General features: G+C 46.4%; 20 protein-coding genes and 1 other annotated feature. Of the genes, 9 read left to right on the forward strand and 11 right to left on the reverse strand.

What is annotated here, in order from left to right; genetic code table 11:
• Window positions 1–24 precede the first annotated feature (24 nt).
• Both PAHA3_RS13100 and PAHA3_RS13105 read right to left on the reverse strand, forming a co-directional pair.
• On the reverse strand, window positions 25–1,434 hold the full coding sequence (locus PAHA3_RS13100) for an N-acetylmuramoyl-L-alanine amidase family protein (protein WP_062835137.1): 1,410 nt from the start codon (window positions 1,432–1,434) through the stop codon (window positions 25–27).
• A 258-nt stretch (window positions 1,435–1,692) separates the two neighbouring features.
• Window positions 1,693–3,099 (reverse strand): N-acetylmuramoyl-L-alanine amidase family protein, encoded by a 1,407-nt coding sequence (locus PAHA3_RS13105; protein ID WP_062835138.1) that lies wholly within the window; start codon window positions 3,097–3,099, stop codon window positions 1,693–1,695.
• Between the two features lie 349 nt (window positions 3,100–3,448).
• Between PAHA3_RS13105 and PAHA3_RS30175 the strand changes: the two genes are divergently transcribed.
• Window positions 3,449–4,015, forward strand: a complete 567-nt coding sequence (locus tag PAHA3_RS30175; RefSeq protein WP_153028214.1) for a hypothetical protein — start codon at window positions 3,449–3,451, stop codon at window positions 4,013–4,015.
• 115 nt (window positions 4,016–4,130) lie between these two features.
• Here PAHA3_RS30175 and leuD read toward each other — a convergent pair whose 3' ends face one another.
• The 5 genes from leuD to PAHA3_RS13135 all read right to left on the reverse strand — a co-directional run bounded on the left by leuD (window position 4,131) and on the right by PAHA3_RS13135 (window position 10,819).
• On the reverse strand, window positions 4,131–4,733 hold the full coding sequence (leuD, locus tag PAHA3_RS13115) for a 3-isopropylmalate dehydratase small subunit (protein ID WP_062835139.1): 603 nt from the start codon (window positions 4,731–4,733) through the stop codon (window positions 4,131–4,133).
• Window positions 4,734–4,764: 31 nt separating this feature from the next.
• Window positions 4,765–6,186, reverse strand: a complete 1,422-nt coding sequence (gene leuC / locus PAHA3_RS13120; RefSeq protein WP_062835140.1) for a 3-isopropylmalate dehydratase large subunit — start codon at window positions 6,184–6,186, stop codon at window positions 4,765–4,767.
• 339 nt (window positions 6,187–6,525) lie between these two features.
• On the reverse strand, window positions 6,526–7,983 hold the full coding sequence (locus PAHA3_RS13125; RefSeq protein WP_062835141.1) for a glycoside hydrolase family 1 protein: 1,458 nt from the start codon (window positions 7,981–7,983) through the stop codon (window positions 6,526–6,528).
• A 45-nt stretch (window positions 7,984–8,028) separates the two neighbouring features.
• Entirely contained in the window at window positions 8,029–8,868 is an 840-nt protein-coding gene (licT, locus tag PAHA3_RS13130) for a BglG family transcription antiterminator LicT (RefSeq protein WP_062835142.1), read from the reverse strand.
• A gap of 37 nt (window positions 8,869–8,905) precedes the next feature.
• Window positions 8,906–10,819, reverse strand: coding sequence for a beta-glucoside-specific PTS transporter subunit IIABC (locus PAHA3_RS13135; protein WP_062835143.1), 1,914 nt, complete (start codon window positions 10,817–10,819; stop codon window positions 8,906–8,908).
• 365 nt (window positions 10,820–11,184) lie between these two features.
• Here PAHA3_RS13135 and PAHA3_RS13140 point away from each other — a divergent pair, with 365 nt between their 5' ends.
• Window positions 11,185–12,105 carry a LysR family transcriptional regulator gene (locus tag PAHA3_RS13140; protein ID WP_062836096.1) on the forward strand — a complete coding sequence of 307 codons (921 nt, stop codon included), beginning with the start codon at window positions 11,185–11,187 and terminating at the stop codon, window positions 12,103–12,105.
• Window positions 12,106–12,339: 234 nt separating this feature from the next.
• Here the strand turns inward: PAHA3_RS13140 and PAHA3_RS13145 are convergent, their stop codons facing one another.
• The 4 genes from PAHA3_RS13145 to PAHA3_RS13160 form a co-directional block, all read right to left on the reverse strand.
• Window positions 12,340–12,525, reverse strand: a complete 186-nt coding sequence (locus tag PAHA3_RS13145; protein ID WP_017687767.1) for a hypothetical protein — start codon at window positions 12,523–12,525, stop codon at window positions 12,340–12,342.
• 91 nt (window positions 12,526–12,616) lie between these two features.
• The gene (locus PAHA3_RS13150) at window positions 12,617–13,438 is read right to left on the reverse strand and encodes a carbon-nitrogen family hydrolase (RefSeq protein ID WP_062835144.1); all 822 of its coding nucleotides are present in this window, start codon (window positions 13,436–13,438) and stop codon (window positions 12,617–12,619) included.
• A gap of 73 nt (window positions 13,439–13,511) precedes the next feature.
• Window positions 13,512–15,134, reverse strand: a complete 1,623-nt coding sequence (locus PAHA3_RS13155; RefSeq protein ID WP_062835145.1) for an AraC family transcriptional regulator — start codon at window positions 15,132–15,134, stop codon at window positions 13,512–13,514.
• Window positions 15,135–15,335: 201 nt separating this feature from the next.
• On the reverse strand, window positions 15,336–16,331 hold the full coding sequence (locus PAHA3_RS13160) for an ABC transporter substrate-binding protein (protein WP_062835146.1): 996 nt from the start codon (window positions 16,329–16,331) through the stop codon (window positions 15,336–15,338).
• 260 nt (window positions 16,332–16,591) lie between these two features.
• On the opposite strand from PAHA3_RS13160, the gene PAHA3_RS13165 reads away from it, so the two are divergent.
• From PAHA3_RS13165 to PAHA3_RS13195, 7 genes are all read left to right on the forward strand, one after another.
• Entirely contained in the window at window positions 16,592–17,800 is a 1,209-nt protein-coding gene (locus tag PAHA3_RS13165) for a pyridoxal phosphate-dependent aminotransferase (RefSeq protein WP_062835147.1), read from the forward strand.
• 64 nt (window positions 17,801–17,864) lie between these two features.
• Window positions 17,865–18,079: a binding site (T-box leader), on the forward strand.
• An 82-nt stretch (window positions 18,080–18,161) separates the two neighbouring features.
• Window positions 18,162–19,265: a glutamate 5-kinase gene (proB, locus tag PAHA3_RS13170; protein WP_062835148.1), complete on the forward strand. Its 1,104-nt coding sequence runs from the start codon at window positions 18,162–18,164 to the stop codon at window positions 19,263–19,265.
• Between the two features lie 285 nt (window positions 19,266–19,550).
• Window positions 19,551–20,798 (forward strand): glutamate-5-semialdehyde dehydrogenase, encoded by a 1,248-nt coding sequence (locus tag PAHA3_RS13175; protein ID WP_062835149.1) that lies wholly within the window; start codon window positions 19,551–19,553, stop codon window positions 20,796–20,798.
• A gap of 36 nt (window positions 20,799–20,834) precedes the next feature.
• Window positions 20,835–21,695: a pyrroline-5-carboxylate reductase gene (proC, locus tag PAHA3_RS13180; RefSeq protein WP_036671976.1), complete on the forward strand. Its 861-nt coding sequence runs from the start codon at window positions 20,835–20,837 to the stop codon at window positions 21,693–21,695.
• A complete protein-coding gene (locus PAHA3_RS13185; RefSeq protein ID WP_062835150.1) occupies window positions 21,692–22,915 on the forward strand; it encodes a 2,3-diketo-5-methylthiopentyl-1-phosphate enolase in 1,224 nt (407 codons plus the stop codon). The genes proC and PAHA3_RS13185 overlap by 4 nt, the downstream gene beginning before the upstream one ends.
• Entirely contained in the window at window positions 22,912–23,589 is a 678-nt protein-coding gene (locus PAHA3_RS13190) for a 2-hydroxy-3-keto-5-methylthiopentenyl-1-phosphate phosphatase (protein WP_062835151.1), read from the forward strand. The genes PAHA3_RS13185 and PAHA3_RS13190 overlap by 4 nt, the downstream gene beginning before the upstream one ends.
• Window positions 23,590–23,592: 3 nt before the next feature.
• The gene (locus PAHA3_RS13195) at window positions 23,593–24,246 is read left to right on the forward strand and encodes a methylthioribulose 1-phosphate dehydratase (protein ID WP_062835152.1); all 654 of its coding nucleotides are present in this window, start codon (window positions 23,593–23,595) and stop codon (window positions 24,244–24,246) included.
• Window positions 24,247–24,256 lie beyond the last annotated feature (10 nt).

Genomic DNA, 24,256 nt, shown 5'->3' on the forward strand with positions numbered 1-24,256 from the left:
CTCCTCAACATAAGGGCTTGTCCCTTATTTAATTCCCAGATACTCCTTGATTCCTGCAACAATACCTTTGGCAACGCTGTTCTGGAAACTCTCTGTGAACAGGGCTGCTTCATCACTCTTGTTGCTAAGGAATCCACCTTCCAGCAGAACTGCTGGCATTGTCGTTTCACGGGTTACATGGAGACTTGCCGTTTTCACTCCACGATCTTTCAGTCCGGAAGACTGCAAAAGATACTTGTGCATCACTGTAGCAAGTGCTTTGCTGTTGGAGCGTGTATAGAATGTCTCTACACCGTTCGCAGCAGCAGGGCCACTATTAGCATGAATGGAGATGAAGATATCCGCTTTTATGTCTTGTGCAATCTTCACACGTTCTTTTAATGCCAAGAATGTATCATCGCTGCGCGTTAACACAACGTCAATTTTGGATTCTTTTTTCAACAAGGCTTCCACTTTCAGTGCCATTGCCAGATTGAAGTCTTTTTCACGTTTGCCTGTTACACCGATTGCCCCAGGATCCTGGTCTCCATGACCTGCGTCAATAACGACAACTTTTTTGCCATTATCACCAACTGGAGGAGCAGGTGTACCACTTTGATTATTGAGGTCAACCATAATCAGTCCGGAATCATTTTGCACACTGTACCCTTTTGAACTGGACAGATCAATCACAAAACGAAGTGTAGATGGACTGTTGCTGTATAACGAGTAACGAATCTTAGACACGTCCGGATAGCCGCTAACGACGAGTTGTCCATTCTGGTTGCTGTCTAGAGCCTGTCCTTCACTGAATGAATCAGCAAATGCGGTATTCGGCAAGTCTATTACGATTCGATCCGGTCCTGTCATCGTGAAGACGTTCGGCTTCGTACTTCCGCTTGTTGCAATCATGAAGCGGTTGTCGCTGAAGCTGATGCCGTTCACCAGTACAAGACCGTCCTGATCCGATCCTCCGCCTTCATTGCCAGAGTTCGGAGGTGTGGTTGTCCCGTTTCCGGAACCTGAATTCTGGGTAACTAATGTTACCGTCTTCGTGGTATTGTTCCAACCCACCTTAAGACCCATTTCCTCACCTATAAATCGGAGAGGCACGAGTGTAGTACCATTTTTCACGAGTGGCGGGGCATCCAGGTTTACGTTACTGCCGTTCACCGTTGCCGTCTTCTGTCCAACAATCATCTGCATGGCAGTGTTGTCTTTGCTAATAGTCACCGTTTGTGTTTGTTGCTTCCACTCCACGCTATACCCAAGATTCTCAGACACAACCCGGATCGGAACCATCACCTTGCTGTTGATAATTTCCGCCTTTGTATCCGATGGCTGTACGATTTCTTTTCCGTCTAGGATAATTTTCGTGTCTGTTGCTGCATGACTATAGCCCGGGAAAACGAGCCCAAAGACAAATAACAGTACCAAAAAACCGAACTTCTTCATCCTTCACCCCTACCATTCTCATATTTTTTTGCCGCATGTTGTCATTTTCCAACTCCGACTGACCGCTTGGGCATTACCAGACACCTATTAGACGCCCCTCGCTCTCAAAAGTTGCGAATATATTCCAACATAACAGAAAAAAAACGTTGTCAGATCAAGCTTTTTTTACATGTTAATGTCTGTTTTTTTCCTTATTTATCAAATATACATCTCTAAACAACGTACTACCCTAACCTTCATATTTGCGCACAATCTACTTTACAGTCCCAAAAATTCAACAATTCCGTCTACAATCGCCTGTGCACATTTGTCCTGGTATTCTTCGGTGAGCATAACTGCTTCATCCGTTGGGTTGCTTAAAAAACCAAGTTCAAGTAACACAGCAGGCATGGTTGTTTCCCGGGTCACATGCAGACTCGCCGTTTTAACGCCACGATCCTTGAGTCCTGTTACCGGCAAGACATATTTGTGAAGAGTGTCAGCCAAAGTCTTGCTTTCTTTGCGACTATAGAGCGTTTCAATGCCGTTTGGTACGGGTGTGGTGAATTTGTTTCCATGGATGGACACAAAAACATCTGCCTTATTCAATTCAGCAATATCTACGCGCTGTTTAAGCGAAAGCTCTGTATCATCCTGGCGTGTAATAACCGTCTGAATATCTTGGTATTGTTGAAGAAGTGCCTGCACCTTCAGCCCTACAGCCAGATTGAAATCTTTCTCATAAGCTCCTGACAAACTCACTGCCCCAGATTGGCGACCACCATGTCCCGGATCAATGACCACAATCGTTTTGCCATCATTCGTAGGTACTGCCGGTTGGCTTGTAGGTTCTCCACTCGTGGCTGTCAGGTCAACGAGCAAGACATTGTTATCTCCAACAGACCATTTGGCTGTGGCCGACTGACTTAGATCCAGAACGACACGAACGGTGGAAGGCGTCTTGCTGAACATGGCATACCGAACTTTGGAAACGAGGGGTGAGTCCGTAACGAGAATTTGTCCACTTCCATCCGCGTTAGAGGCTTGTCCCTGAATGAATTCCTGAGAGAATGTCGATGCAGGCAGATCAATAATAATGCGGTCTGGCCCACCAAGACTGGATACTTTGGGGCTAATATTGCCGTTTGTCGCTACAATCAGGCGATCTCCGCTGAAGCTGATGCCTTGAAGTTCTGTCAGACCGTCCGGCACAGGCATCTCGACGGGGTCACTGTCACCTTCCGTTCCAACGACGGGAGGAATACTAAATAGGCTTACTGTCTTGGTTCCATTGTCCCAGCCCACACGCAGACCCATGCCTTCCCCGACAAAGCGTAAAGGAACAAGTGTTGTTCCCTGTTTGATTAGTGGGGGCGAATCCAGGTTTACCACGGTTCCATTCACTGTAGCCGCATCCTTGCCAGCCGTCATTTGAATCATGCTGTTTCCTTTTTGAACCTGGACTGACTTAGTTGTCTTCTCCCACTTCACCTCATAACCCAGGTTCTCGGATACAATTCGAATCGGAACCATGACCGTCTTTCCGATATTTTCTGCAGGTGCTCCCGTCTGCTGATTAATGGTTACACCGTCGAGCACAATCGAGGGCGTGGTGTCTGCATGGGCCATGACTGGAAATAAACATAGGAACAGAAGAAAAACGACTGCTGCCGACCATTTTTTCATACCTCATCCACCATTCTTTTTGTCTTTTGAACATCCGACCTGATTCTCTACAGCGTAACATCAATGACGCTATGTAACCTTCCATAATCTACTAATCAGTTTATCAGATATTTCCCCTTCATCCGGTTACAACGTTGTCATATTCAGTCGGAAATAAGATGAAAAAAGAAGATCACATTCAAGCAAAAGATCACTTCTCACATGAATGTATATCGATATCGTTTCAAGGATGTCATATATTGACGATATTCCCTCTATTAATGTAACTTTAAAGTATACATATATTGGCACAGGAATCTGCAAAAAAGAGATATATTAGATAAAAAAAATACGGCTAGGAGGGAAATGAATGCTCACCCTATATAGGAAAGAAACAGATGGCAAGATACTTTATGCGGAATACTGGATTGAAGGAGGACAGGTTGTGGAACATCTCGGTACAGTTGGAACTTATGGCACAACGACCAGAACAGACTGGCCTGGTTCGTATCGTGATGAGACTGAATACAAAAGTGATTTTCTAACGCGCTTCATAGATCAGGGCTATGAGGAAGCGTCCAATCAGTACGGTTACGTATTGCTTATCCAATATCCCATGAAGAGTATGTCAGGAAGTAAACGTGATCTGTGGCTCAAGGATAAGGCTAGTGAGGCACTGATCAGTGAGTTGGGCTGGAAAGGGCTGGGCGTTGTCGATGGGCACGATATGGGCAAGACAGCAAATCCAGTCACGGCGTTCGCATTGAACATATACTGCTATGTTGTGGATGAAAAACTCGGAATTCAAGCCATTAAGCGTGTGCTTAAAGAAATGCGACTGGACTACACACGGATCAAAATTGCATCCAGAGAACTGGAGAATGACGGGGAGTACCTGTTGAATTCGGCCAAGAAGGATCAGGAGTTCTACGTATAGAAGACTCTTTAACATAAAATTAGCTTCTGAAATGACAAAAAGCTTCTGCTTCACCCGTAGGAACAAGGTTCCTTTGGGGAGGCAGAAGCTTTTTACTTGTCTGACACTTTAACGATTAACCGAACAGTTTTGCCGCGTGGCGCTGTTCATACGCAGCGATCTCATCATCATGTTGAAGTGTGAGACCGATATCGTCCAGTCCTTGCAACAGGAATTGACGACGATGCTCATCCAGATCAAAATCGATATGCAGTCCGTATGCATCAGTAATCGTTTTGTTTTCCAGATTCACATTCATCTCATAGCCTTCATGTGTAGCTGTACGTTGGAACAAGTCTTCAACTTGCTCTTCTGACAGCTTGATTGGCAAGATTCCGTTCTTAAAGCAGTTATTATAGAAGATATCCGCATAAGACGGAGCGATAACACAACGGAATCCATAGTCCATAATCGCCCATGGCGCATGCTCACGGGAAGACCCACAGCCAAAGTTGGCACGAGAGATCAGGATGGATGCCCCTTCATAACGAGGTTTGTTCATTTCGAAGGAAGCATTGTTGTTGCCCTCTTCATCAAAACGCCATTCATAGAACAAAAATTGTCCAAATCCGGTACGCTCAATCCGTTTAAGAAACTGTTTCGGAATGATTGCATCTGTATCTACATTGACCCGGTCTACCGGTGCAACGATGCCTTGTAATGTTTTGAATTCTTCCATATTAAACGTTCTCCCTTCTGTCTGTTATAGATTAGATCGCTGCTTCCGTTTTGAAATTCCAGTCCCGTACGTCCACAAAGTGGCCCTTAACCGCTGCTGCGGCTGCCATTGCCGGAGATACCAGATGCGTACGTCCTCCGCGTCCTTGACGTCCTTCAAAGTTACGGTTGGAAGTCGAAGCACAACGTTGTCCTGGCTTCAATACATCCGGGTTCATCGCCAGACACATGCTGCATCCCGCATCACGCCATTCAAATCCGGCTTCTGTAAAGATTTTATCCAAACCTTCTTGTTCAGCCTGGATTTTAACACGTCCTGAACCTGGTACAACAATTGCTGTAACCTGACTGGATACCGTGTGACCTTTAGCCACTTTTGCTGCTGCACGCAGATCTTCGATCCGACCATTGGTGCAAGAACCGATAAATACATAATCAATTGGAATCTCGGCGATTGGTGTTCCCGGTTCAAGTCCCATATATTCAAGCGCTTTTTCAGCCGCTTTACGTTCGTTTTCTGTAGGCAATTCAGCCGGAACAGGAACTTTCGAAGAAATGTCGGTTCCCATGCCAGGACTTGTTCCCCAAGTTACTTGTGGAATCAATGTTTCCACATCAATTTCAACCACATGGTCGAACTCCGCACCTTCATCTGTTACAAGCTGTTTCCAACCTGCTACAGCTTCATCGAACTTGGCATCCGCTGGTACATATTCACGTCCACGCAGATATTCGAATGTTGTTTCATCCGGCGCGATCAATCCTGCTCTTGCTCCACCTTCGATGGACATGTTGCAGACCGTCATACGCTCTTCCATGCTCAACTCACGGATGGATTCGCCTGTGTACTCAATAACATAACCTGTTGCAAAGTCTGTACCGTATTTGGCGATGACTGCGAGGATCATATCCTTCGCGGTTACACCCGGGTTACGTTTGCCGACGAAACGAACTTCCATCGTTTTAGCTTTTGCTTGTTGCAAACATTGAGTTGCCATAACGTGCTCAACTTCACTTGTTCCGATTCCGAATGCCAGTGCGCCAAACGCACCGTGTGTGGACGTATGACTGTCACCACATACAATCGTTTTGCCCGGGTGAGTCAGACCCAGTTCAGGTCCCATAACGTGCACAACGCCTTGATCAATCGTGTCCAGATCATACAATTTCACGCCGAAATCACGGCAGTTTTGCGAAAGTGTATCAATTTGTTGTTTGGAGATTGGATCTGTAATGTTGAAACGGTCTTTCGTTGGAACGTTGTGGTCCATTGTTGCAAATGTCAACTCAGGGCGACGAACTTTACGTCCACTCAGACGAAGTCCTTCAAATGCCTGCGGAGAAGTTACTTCATGCACCAAATGCAGATCGATATACAGAATGCTTGGTTTGCCTTCTTCTTGATGAATTACGTGATTTTCCCAAATTTTCTCAAACATCGTTTTTTTACTCATCATTTTCACCTCATCATAAGTTCGGTCCTTGGAAGAGCCTCGTGTTTCCTCTAAAAAGTGAAGCTCTTGAATGACATAAATATATCACCCTGTCCTTCATTGTTCCAAGATATAATATCTATAGATGTAATAGGTTTAACCTATAATGAGGGAAAGACAAATAAACCACTGCTCATAGCAGAGGTTTCAATTGATAACAATTATCATTATCATATAAGTCTTATACTACGTTCCCGCCTCTTTGCTGTCAATGCTTTTTATCTAGAACACGAAAAAAACAGCCCTGAATCCAGAGCTGCTTTCCTGCTTTCTTATGACAGTGCTTGTCCTACTAGTGTATTACAAGCCGTTATTCGCAATCACATCTTTGTACCAATAGAAACTCTTCTTGCGTTTTCTCTCCAGTGTTCCATTGCCGTCATTATCCTGATCTACATAAATAAATCCATATCGTTTCTCCATCTCTGAAGAAGAGTAACTAATTAGATCAATCACTCCCCAACTTGTATAGCCCATCAGTTCAACACCGTCCAGAATCGCTTCATGCATCTGTTCAATGTGAGAACGGAAATAATCAATACGATACTCATCTTGAATACTACCATCAGCTTCAATCGTGTCTACCGCTCCAATCCCATTTTCAACGATAAACAAGGGCACCTCATAACGGCTATACAGTTCATTCAGTGAGATGCGCAGACCTACCGGGTCAATCTGCCAGCCCCAATCATTTGTTTGGAGGTACGGATTCTTCACTCCCCCAGTTGTATTTCCACTCACTTGTTCCAAACGGTCTCCATCCACACTGGATACCAGAGACATATAATAACTGAATGAGATAAAGTCCACAGTGTGTACTTTCAGAATCTCTTCATCCCCCTCTAGCATATCGAGGTTAATTCCTTTTTCAGCAAAAAATCTCTTCGTAAAGTATGGATACGCTCCCCGCACCTGTACATCCGTGAACATAAGATTGAATTGATTATCCCGGGAAGCAACGAGTACGTCTTCTGGATTACATGTATGGGCATACGTCGTCAGTTTGGTAAGCATACATCCGATCTGGGAACCGGGAATGATCTCATGACAGTATTTCACGGCGAGCGCACTTGCTACAAATTGATGGTGTAACCCCTGATATACGGCCTGCTCCACATTCTCAAAACGCTCCGGAACAATACCACCACTCGTAAATGGATGACGAACAATGCTGTCAATTTCATTAAATGTAATCCAATACTTCACTTTATCCTTATAACGGGTGAACACGGTTTTGCAAAAGTGAACAAAATAATCGACGACTTTCCGATCTGTCCATCCACCATGGTGATTCACCAGATACATCGGCATCTCGTAATGCGACAACGTTATCAGAGGTTCCATTCCTTGTTTCAGCATGCCATCAATAACGCGGTCATAGAACTGCAAACCGGCTTCATTCGGCTCTGTTTCGTTGCCATTTGGGAAAATTCGAGTCCACGCAATAGATAGACGCAACGTTTTGAGACCCATCTCCCCAAACAGGGCCAGATCCTCCTCGTAGCGGTGGTAGAAATCAATGCCTCTGCGTTTCGGATATTCTCTATCCGAGGTAGACTCCATCGCAGTCGTGATCTGTTCTTCATTAATGGCATTATGCTTCTTATACTCACTCTTGGCTACACCTTTTCGATAGATAGCAATGTCAGCTGTTGATAGACCTTTGCCGTCCACATTCCAGGCTCCTTCCGCTTGATTGGCAGCTATTGCCCCTCCCCATAGAAAATCTTCTGGAAACGTTCTTGTTGTATTGGTCATTGTGTATTCCTCCTTGGATTATCTCTTTGACTCTTTCATTCTTGCTTAATTACGACTCATGACTCGATTAATATGAATAATCAGATACATCATTTCCTCATTGGAGATCGTATGTTCAAACCGGGCTTCAATATATTCCTTGATTAGCAGTACGCAGGCTTCTTCCTGCGGGTATTTATTCGCAATCTGCTCAAAGAGCTCATGATCCTGCGTGTTTAATGTTTTATGCTCAAAAAGCCGTTGAATGAAGAACTGCAAATGGGTCAAAAAGCGTGAATAGTTGATGCTGTGTGTATCCAGCTCCACTTGATAGTGAATTTTGATAATATTGAGTACATCCTTGACTGTATTGGTCATCATCATGACCTGATTCATATTGTCATCATTCTGCTGTGCATTAACGAGATGAAAGGCGATATTCGCCGCTTCCTCTTCAGGCAGGGAGAGACCAAGCTGTTTTTGAATGAGAGACAGGCCATGCAACCCGATACTGAACTCCTGCGGATAGAACTTTTTCACTTCCCACAGCATTCGGTTCTGGATCGTCATATTGTCCTTGAATCGCTTCATGGCCATATACAAGTGATCCGTTAATGCGACATAGAGATGATCACTCAGATGGCGGGACAATGTGTGTTTGGCATAGGAGATGATTTCGTCAGCCAGAATCAGATATTCTTTTGGCGTTTCCTTCATCAGGGCGGTGAGATCGGAAGAGATCGTTTCATTTTCAAGGACATAGATCTTCTCGATCTCATCCTCACTCACGACATCTCCCAGTTTGCTCCTGTAGCCAATGCCCTTTCCCATCACAATAATTTCCTTGTCTTCCTCACCACGTCTAGCGAGAACAATGCTCGAATTCAGTATTTTTACGACTTCCATATCAGGCTGCCTGCCTTTCATTCATATTTCAGCGGGTTTATAACACCGTAATTAATGGTTTTCCTGGTCCTGTCATTGCTGCAGATTCATTGCCCAGTACCTCCAGATAGTCCGAGGAATTGGTCACGATTACAGGGGTCGTGGTGTCATAACCTGCGGCTTGTATGGCTTCAAGATCAAATTCGATCAGGAGCTGACCATGGGAGATCTGTTCTCCTTCGTTCACTTTTACATCAAAATGCTGGCCTTTCAGTTTCACCGTATCCAATCCGACATGAATCAGAAGTTCTACCCCTTCTAACGATCTCAGACCGATGGAATGTTTGGTTCGGAACACCGTCTCAACAGTACCATCAAACGGGGCAAACACCTTGCCAACACTTGGCTGAATGGCCATACCTTGTCCCATGGCTTCTTGTGAGAAGGCCTCGTCCTTCACCTCTCTTAATGGCAGGACTTTACCTTCCAATGGAGCAAAAACCACTTTTTTGGATTTCACGCCGGAATTTGAAGTTTGCGACTGAGAATCCATGCGGAGTGGAAGAGCCGGATCTGATGAGGGCTTACCAGCGCTAGCAGGCTCTGGGCCGGCCGCTGTATCCTGAAATCCGATCAGAAATACCCCTACAAAGGCAATAACGGAAGAAATCGCAACCGTAATCAGCGCATATAAAATATTATTGGGATCATCGCTGACAAAGATCGGCAATGTGGCAAGACCAGGACCAACAGCTGTGTATGCCTTCAGATTGACAATGCCCGCAAACATTCCCGCTACTCCAGCCCCGATGATACAAGCCCAAAATGTCTTCTTCAGTCGGAGATGCACGCCGTAGATTGCTGGTTCAGTAATCCCGAACATACCGGAAATTCCGGCAGAAAGAGCGATCTGTTTCATTTTTGGGTCTTTCGATTTGAAAGCTACGGCCAGTGCGCCTCCCCCTTGTGCCATGTTGGCAGCAAGCATTGAGACGAGGAACAGCGTCTCGTAACCGGGTGAAGCAATTGCTCCAAAGATCACAGGATAAAACACTTTGTGCATCCCAAACATCACGATAAATGGCATTAACATCGACATAATAACGACCGTTACCCAGCCCACTTTATCCTGTATCCAGAAGACACCCTCTGACATTCCCGTACCGATATATGTGCCCAATGGACCAAGTGCAATCAGCGAAACCGGGGCAACAATCAGGATCACAATGAGCGGCTTCAAAAATATTTTTACAGGTCCGGGTGATACTTTGTCAGCGAAGCGTTCGATATACGACATCAGCCAAACTGTCAAAATAATCGGGATGACGGAAGTTGCATAAGCAACATTCGGTACGTTCATACCAAGGAAATACACCGGTTCCTCTCCACCCAGAAGACCAATCATGTTCGGATGAAGCAAGACGCCTCCCAGTAAAACAGCTATATATGGATTAGCCTTGAACTTGTTTGCACTTGAGAAGGCAAGCAGCATGGGCAGGAAATAAAAGCCTGCATCCGCGATCGCGTTCAAAAATACGTAAGCCTGATCTTCCTTAGCCATAATCCCGAAAACGGTAGCCAGCAACAGCAGGGCTTTGAGCATCCCAGAAGCTGCGATAGCCGGAATAATCGGCTGGAAGATGCCTGCGACGATATTGGCAAAAGCATTAAACAGACCCTTGGGGCTGTAATCCCGCTGAGGCTTAACCTCATCACCTGAAGTGTCCATGCTTACTAACGGAACCAGTTCGTTATATACATAACTCACATCATTACCAATGATGACCTGATATTGCCCCCCACTGTCCACGGCTCCTATGACTCCATCCAACCGTTTGATCTCTTCTGTATTGGCAAGCTTTGAATTTTTAAGTGTAAAACGTAATCTCGTTGAACAATGAATTACTTGATTGATGTTATTATTTCCACCTACATGCTCCAAAATTTCCTGAGCCAGCTTTTTGGAATTCATAACGACACCTCCGCCATTTCTTCTTGATGGGAACAAAAAAAGACCTAAAAAGGGTAGGAAAAGAAACTCTTCCCACCCAATCTAGGTCTTGCCTGCCGAACAGTAACACGCCATCGTTGGATGAATGTTATTCAATTATATAAACGAAAAAGAATATGAACATTTGAAATGTATTCGTACTAAAGCTTGAAGCTGTCACATATGAAAACGTTGATTTTGTTTTACCCGGGTAAGTAGTTCTCTTAAGCGTTTTCAAAATCAGTATAGCAACTCTTCTGATACAGTGCAAGCGGTTAAGCGAAATTAATGATTTCTTCATCTGTAGTGATATAATGGTGGCATAACGAAAGGAATGACCAATGACGATGGAATTCAGACAACTTCAATATACGCTGCAAATTGCGGCTGAACGCAATTTTTCACGAGCAGCAGAGAAGCTGCATATTGCCCAACCTTCATTAAGCCAGCAATTATCCAAATTGGAAAAGGAATTGGGTGTCCTACTATTTCAGCGTAATACCAGTACCGTGGAGTTAACCCATGCCGGTGTTACGTTTGTCGAGCAAGCCCAGAAGATCGTAGATGCCGTGGAGCTGTTGCGCCAGGAAATGTCAGACATCTCCCAGCTGCGCAAAGGTAAAGTTGTTGTGGGCAGCATGCCCATCACGGGCTCACACTTGCTCCCGCATGTGCTTCCAGCGTTCCAACAAGCTTACCCCGAGATTGAAGTCACTTTATTGGAAGACTCCGGGCTTACGCTTGAGAAATTGACTGCAAGCGGCAAAGCAGATCTTAGTCTGCTATCGCTTCCTTTGCAAGAGCCAAGTCTCGCCTACGTTGCCATTGGAGAAGAACGGATTGATTTGGCAGTTCCCCCGAATCACCCTTTGGCACTCAGGGCAGATCCGGAACATCCGCTTCCTGTGCGAATTGAAGAGCTTCGTGATGAACCCTTTGTTGTATTGAAAAAAGGACAGGGTTTCCGCAAACTTACATTTGACCTCTGTGAGCAGGCCGGTTTTGATCCCCAAGTTGTGTTCGAAAGCACCAATATTGAAACCGTTCAGTCGCTGGTCGCCACGGGTATGGGTATCACCCTGGTTCCACGCTTTATCGCCCGTGCCCCGCGCAGTGAATTCGTGCCTGTGTACGTTCCGCTTGCTGAGCCGACACCCAGCAGAACGCTTGTTGTGGCTTATCGTCAAGGCAGAGTACTGTCGAAGGCAGCCGAAGCATTCATCCATACGTTTCAACAAACCGTGGCCGAACTTTCTCAAGGAGACTAATGAATTGCGCCTATTGATATGGAGACATATGATACTGAACCAAAACAAAGGCTTGACCCTTATGGGCCAAGCCTTTGTCATATACTCGTTTCCCGCATCCGCAAGATAGAGTTCTTACATTGCAATCACAGTATCTGGTTACAGTACAATGTTGCTTGTTAAGTCGTTTAGCTTCAATGCTATTTTATAATGTTAACGTAGAAACGTACATAAGAAAACTTCATGTTTGGCGGTTTATTTACGCAAATTACGATCGCTTGTCAGCCTGTTTTGCTGATTCATGACACGGCCTTCGTCCTGAACAGTTGAATCAGGGGGTGATAGCCCTCCTGCTCCATTCTCTAAGAATGCCCTTAAGTGATCTTCCCTTGTGTTATCCTGTTCCAGTCTCCTGAGCGTATCTTTCACATGGTTGTCCATTGATTGATCATCCTCCTTGGTGACGGGATAGTTATCATTACCCGCCTCCTGGAAGAATAAACACTCTACTCAAGAATTTTATTCCACTTATTTATTTTTCGCCAAAATAAACGCCAGGTCGACGGTCTTCAAACACGGGAATACGACCACGGACCTCATCTACCAGAGATGGACGTATGATTCCGGTCACGATCTCTTCCCCTTCGCCACCTTCAGCCACAATCTCACCCCAAGGATCAATGATGAGGGAATGCCCGAAAAATTCAGTCTCTCCCCCTTTACCTACACGGTTACAGGCGATCACATACATCTGGTTCTCAATCGCTCGTGCCGTAAGCAACGTACGCCAGTGGTGCAGACGAGGGTTCGGCCATTCGGCCGGTACAATCAATGCCTTGGCACCGTTCAAAGCAAGTGTGCGGGCCAGTTCCGGAAACCGGATATCATAACAGATCGAAGCACCCGCTGTAAGACCGTTCTCCAATTCAAAAATTTCTGGTTCCGCACCAGGCTGCAGATATTTCTCCTCGTCCATCAGACGGAACAAATGTAATTTATCGTATCGTGTTACCTGTTTTCCTTCACGATTATAAGCGTACATTGTATTGTATATTTGACCATCCCGTTTCTCAGCGATTGAACCGCCAACGATGGAAATTTGATGTTTTTGGGCAAAAGCAGACAGCCACTCCCGGGATTTCTGGCCTTCCGGGTCAGCGAGTTCATGAATTTCCGTCAAAGCGTAGCCCGTATTCCACATCTCAGGTAACACAGCCAGCCCCAGATCCGGATATTGTTCTACCGCACGCTCAAGCAACGTCTGCATATGTTTATGATTGGCCTCAGGGTCCCCGAGTTGAATATCGCCCTGAATCAGGGCTACACGCATTTCTCCCTGTTGTTTTTCTGTCATGACAAGCACTCCTCTGAACCGTAATACCTGCTATCATAGCTTGATCCTCATGAGGACTGCAAGCCTGTTTTCGTTATGAACTTCCGCATAACAACTCAGGCAGCAGAGTCAACAATCGATCACTCGTGAGCGCGTCACCCACATTCCAGATCGACTCCTCTACAGGGTACACCCGTCCATTCTGCACAGCCGAAAGGTTCTTCCAGCTGGGACTTTTCATCAGCATCTCGGTAGCCTCCCGGGCTACAATGTCCTCAGGCAGCATGACAAATACATGATCTCCCGCATACTGACGTACCGCTTCAGCCGAAATTTCCTTATAGGCTCTGCCCGCCGTAAGTGCTTCCTTCACTTTGTTAACTGGCCTGAATCCCAGCGGATGATATAACAATGGCGCTAGACCGATATTGCCCATAACAAATAAGCGTGCACCCCGATGGTATGTAAATACAGATGCCGTTTCCCCTGCTTCAATCGCTGTATGGATCTTCGCCCACATCTGCTCAGTACGCTCCCCATAGGAGGTTAGCCATTGTTCAGCCTGAGATTGTCTGCCAAACCAATTGCCCAAACTGCGCATTCGCTCGTCCAACATGGCATGTGAGTTATAAGCGAGTGTTGGTGCAATACGGGAAAGTTGTTCATATTGCTGTTCGTTGTTGCTATCAAAGATAATCAAATCCGGCTTCATGATAACAGCTGCTTCCACATTAACCGGAGCAACCGCGTCATAGGTCTGATCTCCCAATATCTGAATGCCCAGCATCAGCAGATCTCCAGCTGAATCTCCGTAAAACATAATTCGCTCCGGGTTTACTGGAATATGCACATCATGACCCAACCAATCTTGCACCAACGTCTGCTGCTGAATGGATCTGTCATATTGACGAGGAGACAATCCGGTCATTTGGCGAAAACGCCTGCTGAAATAATACTCATCCTTAAACCCAACGCGGCTCGCTATATCCCGAAGCGGTTCATCCGATTTGCGAAGCCATTCCTTGGCATGTTTGATACGTACATGATTCACATAATCAAGCGGCTTGTGACCCGTGAGTTGTCTGAACAGGGTGGTATACTGTGCAGGTCTGATCTCCGCGAGACGTGCCAGTTTCTGTACAGTGATTTCTTCAGCATAATGGTCGTCTACATACTGAATCGTACTGTGTAGTCTGGCTTCCATACTCTGTTCCGTCTTCGGAGAGGTGTACCGGGTAATGATCATCTCCATCCATCTTTGGAACTGTGCATTCAGATGACTATATTCTGCATCCGTTTTATAATTCCGAATGACATACATTTGCTCCAGCAGCCCATTTAACGGAGCATAGGGATAACCATTCAATTGGTTTCTGTGTTCAAATACAGTGCGTGTAAAGAGCTCCGGATCACCCGTCAATATATGAATGACATCAAACGCCACCACGATATATTTCAATTCCGAGTCATTACGATGTTCAATCTGGTACCCTTCTCCCGGAGAAAGCGGATAAACACATCCCGTAGTAAACGGAAACTGTTCATGTCCAATATATAAACGTCCATCCCCTTCTTCACAGATCAGGAAGGCATGTTTCTCGCAAGCAACTTCCAGCATCACCTGTTCAGGTGCTTCAATTCGTCGTACCAGATGATCCAGCCGAAACATGAATGCTGAAAAGAACAACGCTCCCTCATCGGCATCCAAAGCCTGCATGTCGGTTCACCTCGTTTTTCTAAAATGAGAATAATTATCAATCATTCTGTATGATCTGATTATAAGCGAGCCATTGTTAATAATCCAGATTGAGTTTAATCAGCAAAAAGAGCGTTCAACGAAATGTTGAAGGCTCCTTTTACTTTTTTATAACTGCATTACTCAAAGGTGTTAATACTGCCTTATTAGCTCGTCACAAAATTATTGGATCATCTGTTTCGGAAGCTCTTGTAGCAGCCACTCCCTGGAGAGCGCATCACTTGAAGCTTTTACGATATCAAAACGATATACTTTTCCTTCTTTCACCGCAGGCAGGTTCTTCCAGATTGAACTATCCAGCAATTCCTTGGTGGATTGCTTCGCATCGTCGGTCACAGGATCCAGGATAAATATCCGATCACCGGCAAATTCAGATAATTTTTCAGTTGAAATCTCTACGAATCCCATGTCTTCATCCAATACTTTCTGGATTTCCGCGGTTGGCTTCAGCCCGTCTTTTCCATATAACAACTGTGGCAATCCTGCACCCGCCATAACAAACAGACGATTCCCGGGATACATGGTGAATACCGAAGCCGTCTCCCCTTCTTTCAATCCGTTCTCATGAAGTTGCGTCCACATCTCTTCTGTCGCTTTTTGATGAGCCGTGATCCAGTCCTCTGCCTCTTGCTTCTTGTTCAACAAGTCGCCAAGGATGCGCATGCGATCTTCTATTGACCCGAACGAATCAAATGTAACCGTTGGAGCAACTTTCGAGATCTGATCGTATTGTGCCTCATCACTGTTCGAGAAAATGATCAGATCGGGATTTAAGGCTAGCGCCTTTTCCACACTGATCGGAAATCCTACATCCTCTGCCTGAGCAACCTGATCATCGTATACGGTTCCATCCTGACGAAGTATGCCTACAGGAACAACACCAAGCGCAAGCAGATCCCCGGTAACTTCTCCATGATAGATGACACGTTTTGGTGTTACAGGGACCTCTACTTCATGGCCTGTCCAATCTTTGAATACTCGGGTCTCGCCCTCGTTCGTCTCTTCCGTTGAGGGTTGGGTCTCCGTGGTTTCTGTGGCTGCTTTGGAATCATCTGCTCCAGCAGTAGGTGTTGTAGCCTGATTTCCACAAGCCAGCAGCAGAATGGATAACCACGTAACCGTAAATAATACTGCCGTATTTCGTATGCCCTTTTTCATTTCTATTTCTCCCCCTATATCATGTACGTTGTGCAAGAAATTAATGATATTGATTATCATTATCGGATATTATCATAAATCAGGGTCTCTCTCAGCTCAATGGACAAAACTAAATGAGCACTTTCAGTTTTGTACAATACACCGCTCTTTGCTCCTATGTACTGTATATTCAAGTGCATTTCCCTCTATACAGCTCGGGATTGGCGTGATAAATTAATGAGAACTATTTGCCATTTTTAATAACCGGAGTGATGAATATAATGACCCATTCAGACCATATAACTGCTCGTTCAGCTTTTAAGATACCAACTTCTGATGTGATGACACAGCTGCCAACGCAATTTTTTGCTACCCTTGTTCAAAATGTAAATCGTGAAATCGCAAGTGGACATGACGTGATCAACCTAGGTCAGGGGAACCCGGATACACCTACACCACCTCATATTGTGAAAACACTGCAAGAGTCGGCTGAGAATCCCCTCTACCACAAATATTCACCCTTTAGAGGGTACTCTTTTCTGAAGGAAGCTGTCGCCAAACGTTATAAGGAAGATTACAATGTTGATCTGGATCCCGAGACTGAAGTGGCCATTCTGTTCGGGGGCAAAACAGGTCTGGTTCAGTTACCACAGGTCCTGCTTAACCCCGGCGACACCGTTCTCGTTCCCGATCCGGGCTACCCGGATTACTGGTCTGGTGTTGCACTCGCCAAAGCAAACATGTCATTTATGCCTTTGCTTGAGTCCAATGCATTCCTGCCGGATTACGAAGCTGTTACAGCCGAAGATCGGGAGAAAGCCAAGCTGATGTTCCTGAACTATCCAAACAATCCAACGTCGGCAACGGCTCCCCTTTCGTTCTACGAAGATACGGTTGAATTTGCCATTCAAAATCAAATTGTCGTTGCCAGCGACTTTGCTTACGGTGCGATTGGATTTGACGGACATCGTCCCGTGAGTTTCCTGCAAGCCCCTGGTGCCAAAGAAGTGGGCATCGAGTTCTATACGTTATCCAAAACATACAATATGGCTGGATGGCGTGTTGGATTCGCGCTTGGTAATGCAGAGATTGTCTCTAAAATCAATCTGCTTCAGGATCATATCTATGTCAGTCTCTTCGGTGGGATTCAGGCTGCGGCAACGGAAGCACTCACTGGATCTCAGGAATGTGTTACTTCGCTGGTTTCACGTTATGAATCCCGTCGCAATGCGTTTTATGACGCTCTTTCCTCTATTGGTTGGCAAGCTTCGAAACCCGCAGGTTCATTCTTCAGCTGGTTGCCTGTGCCTTCAGGTTATACCTCCGCTTCATTTGCAGACTTGTTACTGCGAGAAGCCAAGGTGGCCGTAGCACCAGGTATTGGTTTTGGTTCGCATGGTGAAGGCTATGTGCGCGCAGGACTGCTAAGTGATGAAAACCGATTACGCGAAGCTGTGGAGCGGATTGGCAAGCTGAATTTATTCAAGTAATTTACAGGACCATAACCCCTTTGCATATGCCAAGTTTCCATGGTATGTTATAAGAAATATTGAACGAAACGTGATGACGGGACCAGTAAGAGAATATCAGTCGCGCCCAGAGAGTAAATTCCACCCTGCTGAAAGAATTTACCGCGACTCTTCTCTGAAACCTACCCCTGAGCGGCCTGTTACGTACAGGACAGTGCCTTCTGTTACAGGGCATGAAGCCGGATGATCTAATCATCAATAAAGGTGGTACCGCGGAAGTAACGAACTTTCGTCCTTTTTAACTAAAGGGCGGGAGTTTTTTTTGTACCCGCTAAAGCCTGCTCCAGAAGCACTTATTAATCATGTTTAAGGAAGTGAAACCATGACTTCACGTATTGTAGTTAAGATTGGAAGCAGCTCGCTTACAACGGAAGAAGGCGGTCTGGATCGCAGTTCGATCACTTTCTTTGCCGGAGAAATTGCAGCATTGGCTGATCAGGGTCATGAAGTACTTCTGGTCACCTCTGGAGCGGTAGCGGCCGGATTCCGGGAGATCGGTTACCCTCAGCGGCCTAAACAGTTGCATGAGAAACAAGCTGCAGCGGCCGTTGGGCAGGCATTATTGATGCAGGCATATCAACAGGCTTTTGCAGCGCACCGCGTTACTACGGCGCAAATTCTGTTAACTCGTACAGACTTTCACAGTCGTAAACGTATGGGCAATGCAGGCATGACCGTGGAGGAACTGCTCAAACAGCGAGTGATTCCGATTTTCAATGAGAATGATACAGTATCGGTGGATGAATTGAAGTTTGGTGATAACGATCTGTTGTCCGCATTGGTTGCAAACCTGGTGAAGGCACAGCATCTGATCATTCTTACCGATACCAACGGCTTGTACACCGCAGATCCTCGTAAAGATCCGTCTGCCGTACGTTACGACCGGATCCCCGAAATCACGGCTGAGATCTACGCGTTTGCCGGTGGTTCAGGTTCATCAGTTGGCACAGGTGGAATGCGTTCAAAAGTTGATGCAGCCAAGGTTGCTACACGTGGAGGCGTGCCCGTATTTGTAGGAAGTGTGAAAGAACCTGGAGATATGCAGCAGGCGGTTGATGGCACGGGCAAAGGTACTTACTTTGAGACACGACTCGCTTCGCTATCCCGTAAAAAGCAGTGGCTTGGCTTCATGTCTACTCCGCTGGGAACCGTTGTTGTAGATGATGGTGCTGAAGAGGCCCTGGTCCATGGGGGCCACAGTCTTCTGCCTGTAGGGGTTAAGCGGGTACTTGGAACTTTCCATGCAGGAGACGTCGTAGAGGTCATTGGCATGGACGAAACTTTGCTCGGTCGCGGTATTGTCAATTATGATGATGACCAGCTTCGACTCATTGCCGGACTTTCCAGTGGCGAAGTGATGAAACAACTCGCTAGCATCCACAGACTTGAAGTTATTCATAGAGACGAATGGATTACGTTAAAATAAACATGAAGCTATATTAAATTAAACTAATCATTTACACGTAACGGAGAGGACAGAAAAAACCTGAAAAAGCGGAGCGTTCGCCTACAAGCTTTCTGAATGAAAGCTACATCGGAAGCATACGCTTATCCTCGGATTTTCCCTTTAGAAAAGGGAATCGAAAAAATCTGGGGATAACAGCGATTGGAAGGTTATTCTGTCATCGTAGTGTCTGTGTGAATAATCTTTAGTCCAACATGTGGTTAAAAATTTAACTTTCTATATTTGTATATATGAGGAGGAATTAAGATGAGTGAAGTCAGAGAAAAAGCCAGCAAAGCTCAAGCCACGGTTCCACAGCTGAACCGATTGAATACAGAACAGAAAAATACGGCCCTGCGTGTCATGGCAGATGCTTTGATTAAGGAGACGGATTCCATCATTACAGCAAATGCCGAAGATCTGGTACGAGGCAGAGAACAAGGCACGCCGGAATCCATGCTGGATCGACTCGCCCTTAATAAGGAGCGCATTGCTGGCATCGCTGAAGGATTACGTCAGATTGCAGATCTGCCTGATCCAGTCGGTGAAGTGCTGGAGACATTCACCCGTCCTAACGGATTGCATGTTGAAAAATTAAGAGTGCCGATTGGCCTGATTGGCATCATCTATGAAGCTCGTCCTAATGTGACTGTAGACGCAGCCGGTTTATGTCTCAAAACAGGTAATGCAGTCCTTCTGCGCGGCGGCTCCTCTGCCCTGTCCTCCAATCGTAAAATTGTCGAGGTGCTACATCGGGCACTCGCAACGACAAACATGCCAGCTGATGCGCTGCAACTGGTTGAGGATGCAGATCGTGCTTCCGTCGATGAAATGCTCAAGTTGAACGGCCTGCTGGACGTCATCATTCCACGCGGCGGGGCCTCACTCATTCGTAATGTGGTTGCCAATGCAACCGTACCTGTTATTGAAACCGGGGCAGGCATCTGTCATACCTATGTGGATGAATCAGCTGATCCGGTCATGGCAGCCGAAATCGCCATCAATGCGAAGGCACAACGTCCATCTGTATGTAACTCCATGGAAACGTTGCTGCTGCATGCGGCATATGCGGAAGAGCATCTGCCTGCTCTTGCCGAGCAATTCCGTGAGGCCAATGTGGTCTTGAAAGGTTGCGACACGGTGCGCCGTCTTGTTCCTTCTGCCCTTGAGGTAACCGAGGAAGACTATGCGACTGAGTACAACGACTATATTTTAAATATCCGGGTGGTCGAGAACCTGGATGAAGCGATGCAGCACATCGCACATTACGGAACCAAACATTCCGAGTGTATCGTAACGCGGGATACAACCCATGCAGAGCGCTTCATGCATGATGTAGATGCAGCAGCCGTCTATCACAATGCGTCTACACGTTTCACCGACGGATTTGAATTTGGCTATGGAGCCGAAATCGGAATCAGTACCCAGAAACTGCATGCACGTGGACCGATGGGACTGCCAGCACTGACGTCAACCAAATATCGTATTACAGGCAATGGACAGATCCGTCAATAATATCCCAGCACCAGTTATATAGGAGGAACGATAAATATGAGTCAAGAGCAACAGACGTTACTACAACAGAAGATTACTTTCCACGGAGCAGGCGCGATGGCTGAAGCCATCGTGCGCGGACTGATCTCCCGCCTAGTCGTTCGTCCTCAGGATATTACGATGCTGAACCGCAGCAACCAGAAACGTCAGGAGGAGCTCAGCACCCGTTATGCTGTACATACCGGAACTGCCTCACAATCTCTGGATCATCTTGCCTCCACTCCGGTCATTGTACTCTGTATGAAACCCAAAGATGCTGCCGCAGCGCTGCGCGAACTGGGTCCGCTGTTATCACCTGATCAACTAATCGTGTCTGTCATTGCCGGATTATCGATCCGCACGATGCAGTCCTTGCTCGGTCGTAAACAGCCGATTGCCAGAACCATGCCGAATACATCCAGTACCATTGGGCTTGGTGCAACCGGGCTTGCCTTCTCTGCGGAGATTACGGATGAGCAACGCAGTACGGTGATGACTATGTTTGAAGCGGTTGGTATCGTGACCATCGTGCCTGAAGATAAACTCGAAGTGCTCACAGGGATTTCCGGAAGCGGCCCTGCTTATGTATACTATTTAATGGAGGCCATGATTGCCGCAGGTATTCGTGGTGGTTTATCCAGCCAGCAATCTCGTGATCTCACTGTTCAGACGGTGCTTGGCGCGTCACGTATGGTACAACAAACCGGTTTGGAACCGATGAAGCTTCGTAGTGATGTGACATCCCCTGGAGGGGCAACCCAGGCAGCACTGAAGACGCTGGACGAAGGAGATTTCTTTGAAAATGTAATCGCAGCCGTCAACCGCTGTGCAGAGCGCTCACGGGAGATGGGAGCTGCTTTGGAAGGGGATTTAAAATGAATAACATGTGCACAGCCACATATCGTCTGCATGATGCTCATGCAGACTTTCGCAAGAAGGCTCAGTCTATCGTGATCGGCATGACCGTGGGTAGCTGGACGGAGTTGCCACAAGCCCAGCGTGAAGCGATGCAGAAACATCTGGGTGAAGTCATCAGCGTAGAAGTACATGAAGTTGATGGCATGGGTGCGGGTGAGCGTTACGCCGATATTACCATCGGATATCCTGATGTTAACTTCAGCCGTGATATCCCTGCCCTGCTCGTGACGGTCTTTGGCAAAATCTCAATGGATGGCCGGATCAAATTAACAAAGCTTGGTTTCTCGGATGGCTTCCTCAGTGCATTCCCGGGACCCAAGTTTGGACTGAATGGTGTTCGTGATCTGCTTGGTGTACATGACCGTCCACTGTTAATGAGTATCTTCAAATCGGTTATCGGACTGGATGCAGATGAACTTCGTGAACAATTTATTCGTCAGGCTCTTGGAGGCGTTGATCTGATCAAGGACGATGAAATTCTGTTCGAGAACAAACTGACGCCCATCGAAAAAAGAGTCGAGGTCTGCATGAAAGCTGCCGAACAGGCACGCCAGGAGACGGGCAAGAAGCTACTGTATGCAACCAATCTCACAGGACCTACATCTCGTCTGAAAGAGCAAGCTGAACGCGCCATTGGTGCAGGAGCCAATGCCCTGTTGTTCAACGTATTGTCTTACGGATATGATGTACTGCATGAACTCAGCAGTGATCCTGATATCAATGTGCCGATTATGGCTCACCCTGCACTTGCAGGAGCATTGTATCCTTCACCACATTACGGCATGTCGGCTTCGGTTGTACTTGGCCAGTTAATGCGACTTGCGGGTGCCGATCTGGTGCTCTTCCCTTCTCCTTATGGATCGGTAACGATGCCGAAGGAAGAAAACATGGCGATCACGGAGCAATTACTGACAGCTGATCTGCCTGTACGAACCAGTATGCCAGTGCCTTCCGCCGGCATCCATCCAGGCCTTGTACCGCTTATTTTGCGCGACTTTGGCACAGATGTCATCGTTAATGCTGGTGGCGGTATTCATGGACATCCTATGGGCACTGAGGCAGGCGGACGTGCATTCCTGCAAGCGATTGAGGCAGCTCAACGTTCCATTCCACTAGCGCAATATGCAACCGAGCATCCGGAGCTGAAAAGTGCATTGGATCTGTGGGGTGGCGAACGATGAGAAGTGATAAAAAAACAGTCATTTTCTGTGACTTTGACGGTACGATTACACTCTCGGACAATATTGTCGCAATCATGAAACATTTCAAACCTGAGGGCATTGAAGCGATTATGAAAGATACGATTGAGCAAAAAATCTCGCTGCGTGAAGGTGTTGGAGCCATGTTTGCTCTGTTGCCTGCATCGCAGAAAGATGAAATTGTGGAATTTGTGCTTGGACAAGCGGGCATCCGTGAAGGATTCAGCGAGTTTCTTGAGTACGTTCGAAGTGAAGGTATCGAATTCAATGTGACCAGCGGTGGCATGGACTTCTTTATTGAGCCGTTACTCGCACCATTCCATATCCCGCAGGATCATGTCTACTGCAACGGAGCTGACTTCTCGGGTGAAACCATTAAGATTGAATGGCCGAATCCCTGCCAGCCTCCTTGTGAGAATGGCTGCGGCATGTGCAAAACAACAGTGATTCGTACCTTCCCGGAAGAACAATATAATCGAATTCTCATTGGAGACAGTCTGACAGATTTTGAAGGTGCAAAGATCGCCGATCTCGTCTACTCTCGCTCCATTTTGACGGATAAGTGTATTGAACTTGGTGTGGACCATGTGCCATTCGCTACTTTTTACGATATCATCGAAGATATGAAACAGAAGCAAACACAAGGAGTGCTGTAAACGATGGGCTTTGAAAAGATTACATTGGAACACAAACGTCAGGTCCTTGAAGAACTGGCTGATATTAAAGCGTTGTTCGCCAGTCGTAACTGGTTCCCTGGAACAAGTGGCAATCTGTCGATGCGTGTAGGAGATTTTGATCCGGAGCAATTTTATTTTGCGGTTACCGCTTCAGGCAAAGACAAATCTCTTCGCACACCGGAAGACTTTCTTTTTGTGGACAAGCATGGCAAAGCAATTGAAACAACAACGTTGAAACCCAGTGCTGAAACGTTGATTCACTGCGAAATCTATCGCTTGACGGGTTGCGGTGCTGTATTCCACGTGCATACCGTGTTTAACAACCTGATCAGTGAATTCTTTGGAGCAGATGGGCACGTACCGATTCAAGGAATTGAATTGATCAAGGCTTTCAACATCTGGGAAGAAAATGCAGAGATTCGTGTCCCTGTCCTGCCTAACTTTGCGGACATTCCATCCATTGCTGAATTGGTACCGGATGTTCTGGATGCCAAAGTGCCAGGGATCTTGCTTCGTAATCACGGCATATATGCGTGGGGCAAGGATGCTTTTGAGGCGAAACGTCATCTGGAAGCGTTCGAATTCCTATTCGAAGTGATGTACCGTCAACTTCTGCTGAATGGCGCTAAAAGATAGCAATCATTAT

The sequence above is a fragment of the Paenibacillus amylolyticus genome (assembly GCF_001570725.1).
Taxonomy (GTDB): domain Bacteria; phylum Bacillota; class Bacilli; order Paenibacillales; family Paenibacillaceae; genus Paenibacillus; species Paenibacillus amylolyticus_A.